The 15472-nt window shown below is 61.4% G+C and carries 15 protein-coding genes; 10 read left to right on the top strand and 5 right to left on the bottom strand.

The window, feature by feature from the left end; translation table 11 throughout:
* Nucleotides 1-70 precede the first annotated feature (70 nt).
* Nucleotides 71-913, bottom strand: a complete 843-nt coding sequence (gene xopAW, locus AC097A_RS03350) for a XopAW family type III secretion system calcium-binding effector (protein WP_479619743.1) — start codon at nt 911-913, stop codon at nt 71-73.
* Nucleotides 914-1157: 244 nt separating this feature from the next.
* Here xopAW and AC097A_RS03345 point away from each other — a divergent pair, with 244 nt between their 5' ends.
* Both AC097A_RS03345 and AC097A_RS03340 read left to right on the top strand, forming a co-directional pair.
* Nucleotides 1158-1898, top strand: a complete 741-nt coding sequence (locus tag AC097A_RS03345) for a response regulator (RefSeq protein WP_479619742.1) — start codon at nt 1158-1160, stop codon at nt 1896-1898.
* 170 nt (nt 1899-2068) lie between these two features.
* The gene (locus tag AC097A_RS03340) at nt 2069-3193 is read left to right on the top strand and encodes an ATP-binding protein (protein WP_479619741.1); all 1125 of its coding nucleotides are present in this window, start codon (nt 2069-2071) and stop codon (nt 3191-3193) included.
* Between the two features lie 39 nt (nt 3194-3232).
* On the opposite strand, the gene AC097A_RS03335 is transcribed toward AC097A_RS03340, so the two are convergent.
* Nucleotides 3233-3472, bottom strand: a complete 240-nt coding sequence (locus AC097A_RS03335) for a DUF1653 domain-containing protein (protein ID WP_479619740.1) — start codon at nt 3470-3472, stop codon at nt 3233-3235.
* A 16-nt stretch (nt 3473-3488) separates the two neighbouring features.
* Here AC097A_RS03335 and AC097A_RS03330 point away from each other — a divergent pair, with 16 nt between their 5' ends.
* Both AC097A_RS03330 and AC097A_RS03325 read left to right on the top strand, forming a co-directional pair.
* Nucleotides 3489-4760 carry an RsmB/NOP family class I SAM-dependent RNA methyltransferase gene (locus AC097A_RS03330; protein WP_479619739.1) on the top strand — a complete coding sequence of 424 codons (1272 nt, stop codon included), beginning with the start codon at nt 3489-3491 and terminating at the stop codon, nt 4758-4760.
* A 147-nt stretch (nt 4761-4907) separates the two neighbouring features.
* A complete protein-coding gene (locus AC097A_RS03325; RefSeq protein ID WP_479619738.1) occupies nt 4908-6122 on the top strand; it encodes a DesA family fatty acid desaturase in 1215 nt (404 codons plus the stop codon).
* Between the two features lie 280 nt (nt 6123-6402).
* On the opposite strand, the gene rpmG is transcribed toward AC097A_RS03325, so the two are convergent.
* The 3 genes from rpmG to trxB all read right to left on the bottom strand — a co-directional run bounded on the left by rpmG (nt 6403) and on the right by trxB (nt 7998).
* On the bottom strand, nt 6403-6573 hold the full coding sequence (rpmG, locus tag AC097A_RS03320; RefSeq protein WP_029707149.1) for a 50S ribosomal protein L33: 171 nt from the start codon (nt 6571-6573) through the stop codon (nt 6403-6405).
* A gap of 13 nt (nt 6574-6586) precedes the next feature.
* Complete coding sequence (rpmB, locus tag AC097A_RS03315) at nt 6587-6820, bottom strand: 50S ribosomal protein L28 (protein ID WP_315478596.1); 234 nt, start codon at nt 6818-6820, stop codon at nt 6587-6589.
* A 227-nt stretch (nt 6821-7047) separates the two neighbouring features.
* Entirely contained in the window at nt 7048-7998 is a 951-nt protein-coding gene (gene trxB / locus AC097A_RS03310) for a thioredoxin-disulfide reductase (protein WP_315478595.1), read from the bottom strand.
* A gap of 137 nt (nt 7999-8135) precedes the next feature.
* Here trxB and AC097A_RS03305 point away from each other — a divergent pair, with 137 nt between their 5' ends.
* From AC097A_RS03305 to AC097A_RS03280, 6 genes are all read left to right on the top strand, one after another.
* Nucleotides 8136-8810, top strand: coding sequence for a Crp/Fnr family transcriptional regulator (locus tag AC097A_RS03305; RefSeq protein ID WP_105260012.1), 675 nt, complete (start codon nt 8136-8138; stop codon nt 8808-8810).
* A gap of 45 nt (nt 8811-8855) precedes the next feature.
* Nucleotides 8856-11180 (top strand): DNA translocase FtsK, encoded by a 2325-nt coding sequence (locus AC097A_RS03300; RefSeq protein WP_479619737.1) that lies wholly within the window; start codon nt 8856-8858, stop codon nt 11178-11180.
* Between the two features lie 57 nt (nt 11181-11237).
* Complete coding sequence (gene lolA / locus AC097A_RS03295) at nt 11238-11870, top strand: outer membrane lipoprotein periplasmic chaperone LolA (protein WP_479619736.1); 633 nt, start codon at nt 11238-11240, stop codon at nt 11868-11870.
* A gap of 20 nt (nt 11871-11890) precedes the next feature.
* Complete coding sequence (locus AC097A_RS03290; RefSeq protein WP_479619735.1) at nt 11891-13186, top strand: replication-associated recombination protein A; 1296 nt, start codon at nt 11891-11893, stop codon at nt 13184-13186.
* A 222-nt stretch (nt 13187-13408) separates the two neighbouring features.
* A complete protein-coding gene (locus tag AC097A_RS03285) occupies nt 13409-14338 on the top strand; it encodes a branched-chain amino acid ABC transporter permease (RefSeq protein WP_105260009.1) in 930 nt (309 codons plus the stop codon).
* 13 nt (nt 14339-14351) lie between these two features.
* Nucleotides 14352-15437, top strand: a complete 1086-nt coding sequence (locus tag AC097A_RS03280; protein WP_201740781.1) for a branched-chain amino acid ABC transporter permease — start codon at nt 14352-14354, stop codon at nt 15435-15437.
* Nucleotides 15438-15472 lie beyond the last annotated feature (35 nt).

The following is a 15472-nucleotide window of genomic DNA, read 5'->3' as shown; positions in this document are numbered from 1 at the left end:
TGGCCCGGCGCGTGATTGCTATGAATTCAGGAGCTGCTCGCGCAGAATCCAAAAGGGCTAGAGGCCTAAATCATGCGGTAACGCTGAGGTTGCTGGCGCTGGTCTCAGTCAGGCTCTGGGCTACCTGGGCATAGATCTTCTGCGCCAGTTCGGCAATCTGCTGGTTGGTGGCGGTGTTGCTGGCCTCATCGCTGCTGCTCAGCCCGGCAATCGCTTCTTTCAGCTCGCCCACCATACGCTCCACCTCGGACACGGTGCCGTCCTGGTTGGTGTCCAACGCGTCGTAAGTGGTGTCGCTGGAGGCGGCACCCTGTGCACCACCTGGGCCACCCGGCCCGCGCGCCCCCCCAGGCCCGCCGGGGCCTTGGGCCGCTTGGCCGCCTTCGGGCGGTTGCGGCCGGCCAGCTTCAAATTCGGTCTGGCTGAGCTGGCCGTCACCGTCGGTGTCGAGCTTGGCAAAGTCCTGGCTCACGTCCTGGCCGGTGTCTTCTTTGATCTTGTCGGTCAGCACCTGGAGTTCGTCTTGGCTGACCGAGCCGTCCCCGTCGGTGTCCACCTTGGCAAACAGGTCGTCCTGGCTGCCCCCGCTGCCGCCCATGCCGCGCGACTGGGCAAACTCCATGGTGCTGGGCGGGGGCGGCATCAGGGCCTGCATGCCCGCGTCCAGCTCGTCGCTGGAGAGGCTGCCGTCGCTGTTGCTGTCCATCTGGGTGAATAGCTCTTTAGCGTCGCCCACGCTGGCGCCGGTTTTTTCGCTGATCTTGCTCAGCATGCTGCCGAGTTCGGTCTGGTCGACGCCGCCGCTGCCGTCGGTGTCGACTTTGGCGAACATCTTGGCCTGGTGCTGGCTGCGTTGGGTGTTCAGGGCAGCCCAGGCATTGCTGGAGCCGCTCACCCCGCTGATGGTGCTCATGGTCACTTCCTTTCTGGATGGTGGTGGGTTTGCCACCCGGAAAACAAAACACCGAGCGACGCCACCGATTCTTGGCAGCGCAGGTATCGTGGGTTTGTCGTCTGTGTACCAAGCCTGGTACAAAAGCCCATCCCAAGCGCGCAACTGGGGGGCGCTTGCCGGCCAATTCGGGGATTCAGGCGGAGGGGCTTTTTTTACACTGGACCGGCCGCAAGGACTGCCCCCCGGCTGCCAGGACCGCCCCATGAGCACCAAAATCTCCATCCTCCTCGTTGACGACGACGTCGACATCACCGCGCTGCTGGGCGAGTACCTGGCCCGCTTCAATTTCGAGGTCCACACCGCTTGTGATGCCGATACCATGCGCCAGCAGCTCGCGCGCCAGCACGTGGATCTGGTGGTGCTGGACGTGATGTTGCCCGGCACCGACGGGCTCACGCTCTCGCGCGAGATCCGCGAGCGCTCACAGATACCCGTCATCATGCTGACCGCCCGCACCACCACCTTCGACCGCATCATGGGGCTGGAAAACGGCGCCGACGATTACATGGGCAAGCCGTTTGAGCCACGCGAGCTGGTGGCCCGCATCCACACGGTGCTGCGTCGCGCTTCGGGCAACAAGGACTGCACGCCCATTCTGGCGCGCAGCGATGTGGTGTGTTTTGACGGCTGGGAGCTGCACCGCGACGCGCGCAACCTGGTCTCGCCCACGGGGCTGGTGGTGGCGCTGTCCAATGCCGAGTTCCGCCTGCTCACCACTTTTTTGCAAACCCCGCGACGCCTGTTCAGCCGCGACCAGCTCATGGAGCAGGCCCGCGGCCGGGCCATGGATGCGTTCGAGCGCAGCATCGACCTGCTGGTCTCGCGCCTGCGGCAAAAGCTGGCCGACGACCCGGACGAGCCTTCCATGATCAAGACCGTGCGTGGCGCGGGCTATATGTTCAATGTGCAATCCGTCCAGGGGCGCATGGCGTGGCGGGCCTGAGAACATCGCCCCCACGCTCCGCCGCTGCGCGGGTCGCTGAACGGGCCCAGCCGGAGGCTTGGGCTCCGCAGGCTGTCCAAAGCCACGCAGGTGGCTTTGGAGCCGCAGCCTTCGGCCCCTCGGGGGCGCAGTTTGGGGCGGCCCTGCGGAAAAACTGGCTTGCCAAACTCGTGCCCGACAGCCTGTTTGGCCGCTTGGCACTGTTGTTGGGCGTGGCCGTGGTTACCAGCCATGTGCTGGCGCTGACGCTGATGTTTGAGCTGCACCCGCGGCCCGGTATGGCCCCACCGCCCCAGACCATGGGGGTCTCTAGTCCGCCGCCTTGGAGCATAGGCCAGGCACCACCGCATGCGCCTCCGAATTCCACGCCGCCGCATTTTGGGCCTCCCGACGGCCCTCCGGGCCCGCCCACGCTGGGCCTGCTGTTGGACATTGCGGTGCGCTTGGGCGCATTGCTGCTGGCGGCCTGGGTGGGCGCGCGTTGGCTCAGCGACCCCATACGCCGCCTGGCCGGTGCCGCGCGTGAGCTGGGCCACAACATCCACCGCGCGCCGCTGCCCGAGGCCGGCACACTGGAGTGTCGCGAAGCCACACGCGTGTTCAACCAGATGCAGCAGCACATCCGCGCCCAGTTGGAGCATCGCGACCAGTTTGTGGCGGCGGTATCACACGACCTGCGTACGCCGCTCACGCGCCTGGCGTTGCGCGTCGAATCCTTGCAAGATGCAGGGGAGCGCCAGCGCTTTGGCCGGGACATTGCCGAGATGGACACCATGATCCGCGCCACGCTGGACTACCTGCGCGGTGCGGCCGACGCCGAGCCCTGGGTGGCGATGGACCTGGCCGCGCTGGTGGACAGCCTGGTGCAAGACCAGCAGGAGGCGGGCCACGATGTGGCCGTTGAATCCGGCGGCAGCGTTGCGCTGGCCCCTGTACGGGCCCAAGCCTCCGCCTTGCGCCGCTGCATCAGCAACCTGCTGGACAACGCGGCCCGCTACGGCGGTGCTGCCCAAGTGCGGCTGAGCGAAGACGCGCAAGGCGTGCGCGTGACGGTGCTGGACCGCGGCCCCGGCATTCCCGAAGCCGAGCTGGCACAGGTGCTGCAGCCGTTTTACCGGGTCGAGGCCTCACGCAACCGCAACACGGGCGGGGTAGGGCTGGGCCTGGCCTCGGCCAGTGACATTGCGCGCCAGCATGGCGGTGGCATCACGCTGCGCAACCGCGTGGGCGGAGGGTTGCAGGCCGAGCTGCGGCTGCCTCGCCAAGCGGTAGATGCAAAAATGCTCCTGAATTAGGAGCTGCTCGCGCATATTCCACGTGGGCTAGAGGCCAATTTAGTCCCCAATCCGGGTAAAACGAGGCTGGGCCACGCCCGCAATCACCACCGTTTCCAGAAACATGGCGGCGGGCCGCACCCACAGGCCCTGTTCGCCGTACAGCGCACGGTACAGGGTCATGGGTTCCAGCGTTTCGCTGTGGCGCACAGTGTCCAGCACCTGGTATTCCATGCCCTTGTAGTGGCGGTAGCGGCCGGTCGGTGTACTAATTAGTGGGGGTAGGTTTTCAGTGCTCATGGGACAATCCTAGGCTATGCATCCAAAAGCCCTGCTTGACGCCTGTTCCGAATTGGTCCGGCTCGTCCTTAAATTTGACCACCCTGCGGACGCCATCGTCTCGCGTTTCTTCCGCGACAACCGCGGCCTGGGCCCGCGCGAGCGGGCCACCCTGGCCGAAACCGCCTACACCGTGTTGCGCAAAAAGCTGTTGTTTGACCACCTGGCCCCTAGCGGCAGTGGCCCCAAAGAGCGCCGCATGGCTATTCTGGGTTTCTACGGCCCGGGCGACTTTCTGCGCAGCGCCCTGAGCGACCAAGAGAAAAACTGGCTGGACCAGTGCGAGAAGGTCCAGCCCGAAGATCTGATGGAGCGCCACCGCCACAACCTGCCCGAGTGGCTGGTGCAGCCGCTCAAGGAGCAGCTGGGCGACGAGTTCTGGCCGCTGGTCGAGCACCTGAACCTGGGCGCAGGCCTGGATTTGCGCGTCAACACCTTCAAGGCCAAGCGTGCCGATGTGCAAAAGGAGCTGCAACAGACCGGTATCAAGGCCGTGCCCACGCCTTACTCTCCCTGGGGCTTGCGTATTGCGGGCAAACCCGCACTGAACAAGAACGAAGCCTTTGTGCGCGGCGACTTTGAGGTGCAGGACGAGGGCTCGCAGCTGCTGGCCATGTTGCTGGACGCCAAGCGCGGCGAGATGGTGGTGGACTTTTGCGCCGGTGCCGGCGGCAAGACCCTGGCCATCGGTGCCGCTATGCGCAGCACCGGCCGCCTCTACGCCTTTGACACCTCGGCCCATCGTCTGGATTCGTTCAAGCCCCGCATGGCGCGCAGTGGCCTGTCCAATGTGCACCCCGCCGCCATCGCCCATGAGCGCGATGACCGGGTGAAACGCCTGTCCGGCAAGATGGACCGGGTGCTGGTGGATGCTCCTTGTACCGGTATGGGCACTTTGCGCCGCAACCCGGACTTGAAATGGCGCCAAAACCTCCAAGCTGTGGAGGAGATGGCAGTCAAGCAGGCCGCCATTCTGCAAAGCGCTGCGCGCATGGTGAAGTCGGGTGGACGGCTGGTGTACGCAACTTGCAGCGTGCTGCCCCAGGAGAACGAGGCGATTGCCGCAGCCTTTGCGGCGGCCAACCCCGACTTTGTGGCCCTGCCCGCGGGCGAGGTGCTGGCTGGGTTGAAGGTCGAGAACGCACCAAGCCTGTGCGCTGGTGGTGAAGACGGCCAGCTTTACCTGCGCCTGTGGCCGCATCGGCATGCGACCGATGGATTCTTTGCGGCTATTTGGGAAAAGAAGTGAAATAGTTGACGTAAGTTAAGACCTTTTAACTTGCAGATGAATTAACTAGCCAAAAAAGACTGCAGCACCTAAAATCTGGGGTGTACAGGGGTGCACGTTGCCCCTGATTCATAAATAACCAAACCTCGTTGAGAGATTGAACCGACTATGTTGTTACCTGATTGGGCTGTGCTGAACGCAGCAATTGAGTGGCTGGCCCATGGCATGTGGAACATCGCCTGGTGGCAAATCGTGTTGTTCACGCTGGCCCTGACACACGTCACCATGATCAGCGTGACCGTGTTCCTGCACCGTCACCAGGCGCACCGCGCCCTGGACTTGCACCCCATCGCATCGCATTTCTTCCGTTTCTGGCTGTGGTTGACCACCGGCCAAGTGACCAAGGAGTGGGCGGCCATCCACCGCAAGCACCACGCCAAGTGCGAGCAGGCCGAAGATCCCCACAGCCCGCACGTCTACGGCATCAAGAAAGTGCTGTTTGAAGGTGCCGAGCTGTACCGCGCCGAGTCCAAGAACAAGGAAACCATGGCCCGTTTTGGTCACGGCACCCCTGATGACTGGATTGAACGCAACCTGTACACCCGCTACTCTTGGCAGGGCGTGGGCCTGATGATGATCATCGACCTGTTCCTGTTCGGTGCCGCTGGTCTGGCTGTTTGGGCCCTGCAAATGGCGTGGACCCCGATTACCGCCGCTGGCATCATCAATGGCGCCGCCCACTACTGGGGTTACCGCAACTTTGAAGCAGCCGACCAGAGCCGCAACATTTCCCCTTGGGGCATCATCATTGCCGGTGAAGAGTTGCACAACAACCACCACACCTACCCCACCTCGGCCAAGCTGTCGGTCAAGCCTTACGAGTTCGACATTGGCTGGATGTACATCAGCATCATGCAAGCTCTTGGCTTGGCCAAGGTCAAAAAGACGCCTCCCAAGGCCGCGTATGGCGACATCCGCCCCGTGGCGGACGAGAAGACCCTGGAAGCGCTGATCGCCAACCGCTACGAAATCATGGCTGCTTACGCCAAGGGCGTGCGCCAGGCTGCCCGTGACGAGTTCGAGTCGGTCAAGGCCCGTAGTGCAGACGCCGCCGTGGTGAAAGCCGCCAAGCGCTGGATGCACCGTGATGAAGAAAAGGTGCCTGCCGCTGCCGCCCCCCAACTGGCCCAGGCCCGCGCCGCATCCCCGGTGCTGGACAAGATGGTGACCATGCGCGAAGAGCTGCGCCAGATGTGGCTCAACACCCATGTGTCGCGCGAGCAACTGGCCAAGGATCTGCAAGCCTGGTGCCACCGCGCTGAAGAGAGCGGCATTACCGCGCTGCGTGACTTCTCCATGAAGCTGCGCGCGGCTCACGTTTAATACGTTCCGCTCGATTCCTAAAAGCCCGCCTTGTGCGGGCTTTTTTGCGCGTGTTTGTTTTGCAGCTTGGGGCCTTTTGCGGGCTTCAGAGCCGCCGGGGTGTGCGCTTTACTTCGTGTCCCCCGGCCTTCGGGCTCCTCCTTTACCTACGCAAAACGCACAAACCCTGCCTGATGCGGGCGAAAGAAGGGCCGCCTCAAGTTCACACGGCTTATCCATAAATTCGGGACGTAAAAAAGCCCGCACAGAGCGGGCTTTTTCGGGACCGGAAGAACCTGAATTACTTCAGCTTCATTTCCTTGTAGTCCACATGCTTACGAGCAACGGGATCAAATTTCTTGATCAACATTTTCTCGGGCATGGTTTTCTTGTTCTTGTCGGTCGTGTAGAAGTGACCTGTACCAGCTGTGGATTCCAGCTTGATTTTTTCGCGTCCGCCTTTGGTTGCCATGGTGCTCTACTCCTTAAGCTTGACCACGTGCGCGCAGATCGGCGAGCACAACATCGATACCGTTTTTGTCGATCAGACGCAAACCGGCGTTGGAAATGCGCAGACGCACCCAGCGGTTTTCAGTCTCGACCCAGAAACGGCGGTATTGCAGGTTCGGCAGGAACCGGCGCTTGGTTTTGTTGTTGGCGTGGGAAACATTGTTTCCGACCATTGGGCCTTTGCCCGTTACTTCACATACGCGTGCCATGTGGACACTCCGATATAAACGGTTTTCACTGACGATCCAAACGGCTTGAAAAACAAACCTGCCCGATCTCGCTCAAACCTCACCTCGCCATGAAAAAGGGTGGCGGTAACCCCCCGCCAAGGTCATTGGCGGAACTCACAGAGCGCCCGAGAAAGGCAGGCCCCTCACGGGGCGAACTCAGCAAAGCCTTGGATTATAGCGGTTTTGGCCCGGAGGGCGCAAATGGCTCAGTCTTGTTCCAGGAAACGCTGGGCGTCCAGGGCTGCCATGCAGCCCGTACCGGCGCTGGTGATGGCCTGGCGGTACACATGGTCCTGCACGTCACCGGCGGCAAACACGCCGGGGATGCTGGTTTGTGTGGCAAAGCCTTTCAGGCCGCCCTGGGTCACGATGTAGCCGTTTTCCAGCTCCAACTGGCCCTGGAAGATGTCAGTGTTGGGCGAGTGGCCGATGGCGATGAAACAACCCTTGAGCGTGATGTCTTCGGTGGTTCCGTCGGTGGTGCTCTTGAGGCGGATGCCGGTTACGCCAGAGGCGTCACCCAGCACTTCGTCCAGGGTTTGGAAGGTTTTCAGCTCAATCTTGCCCGCGGCGACCTTTTCCATCAGCTTGTCCACCAGAATAGGCTCGGCCTTGAACTTGTCGCGGCGGTGCACCAGGTAGACCTTGCTGGCGATGTTGGAGAGGTACAGCGCTTCTTCCACAGCAGTGTTGCCACCGCCCACCACGCAGCAGATCTCGTTGCGGTAGAAGAAGCCGTCGCAGGTGGCGCAGCCGGACACGCCGCGGCCCATAAAGGCCGTCTCGGACGGCAGGCCCAGGTATTTGGCAGAGGCGCCGGTAGAGATGATCAGCGAATCGCAGGTGTAGGTGCCGCTGTCGCCGGTCAGGGTGAAGGGCCGCTTGGACAGGTCCACGGCGCCAATGTGGTCAAACACCACCTCGGTTTTGAAGCGCTCGGCGTGCTCCAGAAAGCGCTGCATCAGCTCGGGGCCCTGCACGCCGTGCACGTCGGCAGGCCAGTTGTCCACTTCGGTGGTGGTCATGAGCTGGCCACCTTGGGCCATGCCGGTGATCAGCACGGGATTGAGGTTGGCGCGGGCGGCATAGACCGCTGCGGTGTAGCCTGCGGGGCCAGATCCCAAGATCAGGACCTTGGCGTGTTTGGTAGAGGACATGTTGTAACCTTTGTGGTCGGAAAGCCGGGTGGCTGGCCGTGTACATTTCGGTGCGGCCCTTGGTGAATCAAGGGACTGCGTTGTATCGAACCGTTCGATTGTAAGAAACCGGCATTCAAAATTCAGGGACCAGACCAATGGCAATGCTGAGTAACCAGGAATTGATACGCAGGGTGCCGCTGTTTGCCATGCTCACCCCTGCACAAGTCGACTCCCTGGCCGCCAATGTGGCCAAGGAGCGCATCAAGCGGGGCTCCAATGTGGTGGAGCAGGGGAAGAATTCGAATGCCCTGTTCCTCATATTGGCAGGGCGGGCGCATGTGGTCATGACCGACAGCAAGGCCCGTGAAGTGATTGTGGCCACGCTCAAAGCCGGCGACTATATTGGCGAGATGAGCCTGATTGACAACGAGGCGCATTCGGCGACCGTGGTGGCTGATACGCAAATGGATGTGCTGGTGCTGGGGCGCGACGATTTCACGCGCTGCGTCAGCGAAAACACGGCCATCGCCTCTGCGGTCATGCGCGGTCTGGTGCAACGCCTGCGCAATGCTGACCAAAAAATCGTCTCGCTGGCGCTGATGGGGGTCTATGGACGTGTGGCGAACGTGCTGCTGGACACCGCCGAGCCCAACGAGCATGGCGAGTTGCTGATTCGCGAAAAAATATCGCGCCTGGATCTGGCCAAGATGGTGGGGGCCTCCCGCGAAATGGTGAGCCGTGTTATGAAGGATTTTGAAGAGCAGGGCTTTGTGCAAACGCTCAAAGAAGGTGGCTTGCGTGTCTGGGAGCGTCGCTCCAAGCCGCGGTAAGCCGCCTCCCTATTGGTAGCAGCTGGTGAAGTACCAGCGAACGAAATGACCTATTCACTCCATACCTTGAATTCTGCTTCGCAAGAGGCGTCCGGCCCGCCCTCGGGGGCTGTGCGCTTCGTCAATGAAATCGCCTTGGTCGCGGGGTTTATCGCCTTGCTGCTGTGGGTGATTGCCCTCTTGAGCTATTCGCCTCAGGACCCAGCCTGGTCTACCTCGGGTACCGGCATGGCCATGCATAACCAGGTGGGTCGATTAGGCGCCTGGATGGCTGATGTGAGCTACTTTGTGTTGGGCTTTTCGGTCTGGTGGTGTGTGGCTGCCGGTTGGCGCGTCTGGTTGTCCCTGCTGGCCAGCCGTTTGCGCGGTGAGGGGGCGAATGCCCCGGTTCCGGGGCTTGCCAAACACGGCGCCTGGATTGTCGGTGTGGGTTTGCTGCTGCTGCTGTGTGCCAGCACCTCACTGGAGTGGGCCCGCCTGTACCGCCTGGAAGCATTTTTGCCAGGCAGCAGTGGTGGTGCGCTAGGGCAACTCGTGGGACCCTGGGCGTTGCGCTGGTTGGGCTTTGCAGGTGCGGGTTTGGTGGCAATTGCGCTGGGAGTGTTGGGGTCGGCGATGGTGTTTGGTTTCTCCTGGACGCGTACGGCGGAGCGCATTGGTGCTCGGCTGGATTCGCTGTTGGAGTCTCGTCGTGAGAAGCGCGAGGAGGCCCAGGACCGTGAGCTGGGCCAATTGGCCGTGCGCGAGCGCGAAGAGGTGTTCCTGGAAGAGCGCGAGGAAGAAGAAATTCACCACCCCACGCCGGTGCTGATTGAGCCCGTGATCGTGGAGCTGCCGCGCAGCGAGCGCGTGGCCAAGGAACGGCAGAAGCCGTTGTTCACCGAAATGCCCGACAGCAAGCTGCCGCAGGTCGATTTGCTGGACGGTGCGCAACTGCGCCAGGAAACCGTGGCGCCCGAGACGCTGGAAATGACCAGCCGCATGATCGAGAAAAAGCTCAAAGACTTCGGCGTCGAAGTGCGGGTGGTGCTGGCCCAACCCGGTCCGGTGATCACGCGCTACGAGATCGAGCCTGCCACAGGCGTGAAGGGCTCGCAGATTGTGGGCCTGGCCAAGGACTTGGCGCGTTCGCTCAGTCTTGTTTCTATCCGCGTGGTGGAAACCATCCCCGGCAAAAACTACATGGCGCTGGAATTGCCCAACGCCAAGCGCCAGAGCATCAAGCTCTCTGAGATTTTGGGATCGCAGGTCTACAACGAGGCCAAGTCCATGCTGACCATGGGTCTGGGCAAGGACATCATCGGCAACCCCGTGGTGGCCGATCTGGCCAAGATGCCGCACGTGTTGGTGGCGGGTACGACCGGTTCCGGTAAATCGGTCGGTATCAACGCGATGATTCTGTCGCTGCTCTACAAGGCCGAAGCGCGCGATGTGCGCCTCTTGATGATCGACCCCAAGATGCTGGAAATGTCGGTGTACGAAGGCATTCCGCACCTGCTGGCGCCCGTGGTGACTGATATGCGCCAGGCCGCGCACGGCCTGAACTGGTGCGTGGCCGAGATGGAAAAGCGCTACAAGCTCATGAGCAAGATGGGCGTGCGCAACCTGGCGGGTTACAACGTCAAGATTGACGATGCCAAGGCCAAGGGCGAGTTCATCTACAACCCTTTTAGCCTGACGCCCGAGAGCCCCGAGCCGCTGAACCGCCTGCCGCACATCGTGGTGGTGATCGACGAGTTGGCCGACCTGATGATGGTGGTGGGCAAGAAGATTGAAGAGCTGATCGCGCGCCTGGCGCAGAAGGCGCGCGCGGCGGGCATCCACCTGATTTTGGCCACACAGCGCCCCAGCGTGGATGTGATCACCGGCCTGATCAAGGCCAACATTCCCACGCGTATCGCCTTTCAGGTCAGCAGCAAGATCGATAGCCGCACCATCCTCGACCAAATGGGCGCTGAAGCCTTGCTGGGCATGGGCGACATGCTTTACATGCCCAGCGGTACCGGTCTGCCCGTGCGTGTACACGGCGCGTTTGTCAGCGACGAAGAGGTGCACCGCGTTGTGAGTTATCTAAAGAGCCAAGGCGAGCCTGACTACATCGAAGGCGTGCTGGAAGGTGGCACGGTGGATGGTGAAGACGGCGAGGGCGGTGGTGGCGACGCCAGCGGCGAGAAAGACCCGATGTACGACCAGGCCGTGGAAGTGGTGCTGAAAAACCGCAAGGCCAGTATCTCGCTGGTGCAGCGCCATCTGAAGATTGGCTACAACCGCGCCGCGCGGCTGGTGGAAGACATGGAAAAAGCCGGACTGGTGAGTTCCATGAGTGGCAGCGGCCAGCGTGAGATTTTGGTGCCGGCCCGTTCCGAATAACTTGTGGATCAGACCACTGTGCGCAGCACACGTGCTCTGACCCCAACTGAGTAGACCATGATCAAACAAATTGCTCTTCTTTTGATAGCTGCTTGCGCAATATCGGCGAGGGCTGGAGGCCTGGAAAGCTTGGAAACCTTCGTGAGGACGGTGAAAAGTGGCAAGGCCGAGTTCTCCCAGGTGGTGACGTCCCCCGCCAAGGAGGGGCAGGTCGCGCGCAACAAGGTGTCCAGTGGTAGTTTTGAATTTGCGCGGCCTAGCCGGTTCAAGTTCGTCTACAAAAAACCGTTCGAACAAACCATCGTGGCCGATGGCCAGACGCTGTGGCTGTTTGATGTGGACCTGAACCAGGTCACGGCGCGCAAACAGTCGTCCGCGCTGGGCTCCACGCCCGCCGCGCTGATTGCGGCGGCACCCGATTTGAAAGCCTTGCAAGCCGACTTCGCGCTGGCCGACGCGCCCGACAAAGACGGCCTGCAGTGGGTGCAAGGCACGCCCACAGCCAAAGACAGCCAACTGCAGCAGGTGCGTGTGGGCTTTAAACAGGACCAATTGGCGGTGCTGGAGATCCTGGACAGCTTTGGCCAGCGCTCGGTGCTGAGCTTTGTGGGCTTCCAACCCAACGCGGCGCTAGACGCCGGCGCCTTCACATTCAAGCCCCCGGTGGGTGCGGATGTGGTGCGGCAGTAAACAACTAGCCCCCCGGTCCCATGGCACCTTCGCCATCCAAACACCAACCCCTGGCCGAGCTGCTGCGCCCCAAGACGTTGGGCGAGGTGATTGGTCAGCAGCACTTGCTGGGTGATGGCATGGCGCTGCGCCTGGCGTTTGAGTCAGGCCAGCCGCACAGCTGCATCCTCTGGGGGCCACCCGGTGTCGGCAAGACCACGATTGCGCGGCTTATGGCCGATGCGTTCGACGCACAGTTCATCACCATCAGCGCCGTGCTGGGCGGCATCAAAGACATCCGCGAGGCGGTGGAGCAGGCCCTGCTGGCACGTGACGGGCTGGAGCAACGCCGCACCATTGTGTTTGTGGATGAGGTGCACCGCTTCAACAAAAGCCAGCAAGATGCGTTTTTGCCGCATGTGGAAAGCGGCTTGTTCACCTTCATCGGCGCCACCACCGAGAACCCCTCGTTCGAGGTGAACTCGGCCTTGCTGTCGCGCGCCGCGGTTTATGTGCTGCAGCCCCTGGATGCCGACAATTTAAAGCAAATAGTAACCCGAGCCCAGGCGCAGTCTGCGCTACCAGCTATCGAAACCATAGCGACTGATCGACTCATCGCCTACGCCGATGGCGATGCCCGGCGCCTGCTCAACACGCTGGAGACGCTGGCGGTGGCTGCGGTGCAGGAGAAGGTGGGAGAGATCACCGATGTCTGGCTGCTGAAGGTGCTGGGCGAGCGCATGCGCCGCTACGACAAGGGTGGCGAGCAGTTTTACGACACTATCTCGGCCTTGCACAAAAGCGTGCGCGGATCAGACCCGGATGCCTCGCTCTACTGGTTGGTGCGCATGCTGGATGGCGGGGCCGACCCGCGCTACATGGCACGCCGCCTGATTCGCATGGCGGCCGAAGACATTGGCCTGGCCGACCCGCGCGCGTTGCGCATGGCGCTGGATGCGGCCGATGTGTACGAGCGCCTGGGCAGTCCCGAAGGTGAACTGGCCCTGGCCGAGTGCGTGATTTATTTGGCAGTGGCCCCTAAATCGAACGCCGTCTACAAAGCCTTCAACGAAGCCAAGGCGTTTGTGAAGAAAGACGGTACCCGCCCGGTGCCCATGCATTTGCGCAACGCCCCCACCAAACTCATGAAAGAGCTGGACTACGGCAAGGGCTACCGCTACGCGCATGACGAAGAAGGTGGCTTTGCTGCGGGTGAGCAGTACCTGCCGGATGGCATGGCTGATACGCAGTTTTACCGACCGGTCGAGCGGGGGCTGGAGATTCGTATTGGTGAGAAGCTGCGCGAGCTGAAAACACGCAATCAGAAGAAAAACTAATAGTGCATGAAATGCGGCATGAGTTGCCAAATCGGCATGGCACTCAAGGGTAAACCCACCCCGCAGCCCCGAGACCCCCCAACGCGACCTCGCTAGAATCGCGGCACTGCTTTGGCCTGCACCGCCAGTGAACCTGACGTGGCAGGCTTATTGCTTTCGATGGTCTAACGCCACCAGTGTTAACGGCCATGCCGTTCGCACCCAAGAACAACGGAGTTTTCTATGGATATTTTGATACAGCAGATCATCAACGGTCTGGTGTTGGGTAGCATGTATGCGCTCATCGCGCTGGGCTACACGATGGTGTACGGCATCATCAACCTGATCAACTTTGCCCACGGCGAAGTGGTGATGGTAGGAGCCCTCACCAGTTGGACCATGATTGGTCTCATGCAGGATGCGATGCCCGGTACCCCCGGCTTCATCATCCTTTTCCTGGCCCTCATCATTGCCTGCGTGGTTGCTGCTACGCTGAACTTTGTGATTGAGAAGGTGGCTTACCGCCCCCTGCGCAACAGTCCCAAACTGGCCCCCCTGATCACTGCCATCGGCATGTCTATCTTGCTGCAAACGCTGGCCATGATCATCTGGAAGCCCAACTACAAGTCCTATCCCACGCTGTTGCCCAACACCCCCATTGACATTGCCGGCGCGGTGATCACTCCAACGCAAGTCATGATCCTAGGCGTAACGGCTGTGTCCCTGGCGTTGCTGATGTGGCTGGTGAACTACACCAAGCTGGGTCGTGCCATGCGCGCTACCGCTGAGAATCCCCGCGTCGCGGGTCTGATGGGTGTGAAACCTGACATGGTGATTTCTGCCACCTTCATCATTGGTGCCGTGTTGGCCGCCATTGCCGGTGTGATGTACGCCTCCAATTACGGTACCGCACAACATGCCATGGGCTTCTTGCCAGGCCTGAAGGCCTTTACTGCTGCGGTGTTTGGTGGCATCGGCAACCTGGCGGGTGCCGTGGTCGGTGCCATTTTGCTGGGCCTGATCGAGTCCATCGGCGCCGGTTACATCGGCGCCCTGACCGGCGGCGTGCTGGGCAGCCATTACTCCGACATCTTTGCTTTTGTTGTTCTGATCATCGTGTTGACACTGCGCCCCTCCGGCTTGCTGGGTGAGCGTGTAGCCGATCGCGCCTAAGGAGACCCAACACATGAATTCTCAAAAACGACTGATTACCATGCTGGTGGCTGCAGCAGGCTTGCTGATCCTGCCACTGGTGCTGCAAGGCTTTGGCAACGCCTGGGTGCGTATTGCCGACATGGCGCTGCTGTTTGTGCTGCTATCCCTGGGCCTGAACATCGTGGTCGGCTACGCCGGTCTGCTGGACTTGGGTTACGTGGCATTTTTCGCCATTGGTGCCTATATGTTTGGCCTGATGGCATCGCCCCATTTGCCAGAAACCTTCCCCATTATTGCCGCCATGTTCCCCAACGGGCTGCACACTCCGCTGTGGGTCGTGATTCCGCTAGCGGCGGCCTTGGCGGGGGTGCTGGGCATCTTGCTGGGTGCGCCCACCTTGCGCTTGCGTGGTGACTACCTGGCTATCGTGACCCTGGGTTTTGGTGAAATCATCCGCGTGTTCCTGAACAACCTGGACCACCCCGTCAACATCACCAACGGCCCCAAAGGCATTGGCCAGATCGACGCGATCCAGTTTTTTGGCATCAGCCTGGGCAAGCGGCTCAACATTGCCGGCTTTGAGCTGTCCTCTGTCACGCTGTATTACTACCTGTTCCTCACCCTGGTGGTGGTTAGCGTGATCATCTGCCACCGCCTGGAGCTGTCCCGCGTAGGCCGCGCCTGGATGGCGATCCGTGAAGACGAAATTGCCGCCAAGGCCATGGGCATCAACACCCGCAACGCCAAGCTGCTGGCTTTCGGCATGGGCGCCACCTTCGGTGGTGTGTCGGGTGCCATGTTCGCTGCCTTCCAGGGTTTCATCTCGCCTGAGTCCTTCAGCCTGATGGAGTCGGTGATGATTGTGGCCATGGTGGTGCTGGGCGGCGTGGGCCATTTGCCTGGTGTCATTCTGGGCGCCATCCTGCTTTCCGCCTTGCCTGAAGTGCTGCGTTATGTGGCCGGTCCTTTGCAAGCCATGACCGGTGGCCGTCTGGATGCCTCCATCCTGCGCCAGCTGCTCATCGCCTTGGCCATGATCAGCGTGATGCTGCTGCGCCCGCGCGGCTTGTGGCCTGCGCCAGAGCACGGCAAGTCTTTGCAAAGCGCCAAAACCTGAATCTTGCAGGGCAGCCCAGCGCATGCGCACGCGGC

The sequence above is a fragment of the Rhodoferax sp. XS2R6 genome (assembly GCF_056521365.1).
The sequence above is the reverse complement of the archived record's forward strand: the minus strand, read 5'-3'. Positions and strand labels throughout refer to the sequence as shown.